The organism is Alicyclobacillus sp. CIJ1 (genome assembly GCF_057538885.1).
On sequence record NZ_BAAJPH010000035.1, the window covers coordinates 1 to 285 of the forward strand.

Annotated in this window: 1 rRNA gene; it reads left to right on the plus strand. The window is 56.1% G+C overall.

Features of this window, described 5'->3' with window-relative positions:
* A 16S ribosomal RNA gene (locus tag AC27E8_RS00270) occupies window positions 1–285 on the plus strand; the annotation flags it as partial.

Genomic DNA, 285 nt, shown 5'->3' on the forward strand with positions numbered 1-285 from the left:
GCGTAGGCGGTCGAGCAAGTCTGGAGTGAAAGTCCATGGCTCAACCATGGGATGGCTCTGGAAACTGCTTGACTTGAGTGCTGGAGAGGCAAGGGGAATTCCACGTGTAGCGGTGAAATGCGTAGAGATGTGGAGGAATACCTGTGGCGAAGGCGCCTTGCTGGACAGTGACTGACGCTGAGGCACGAAAGCGTGGGGAGCAAACAGGATTAGATACCCTGGTAGTCCACGCCGTAAACGATGAGTGCTAGGTGTTGGGGGGACACACCCCAGTGCCGAAGGAAA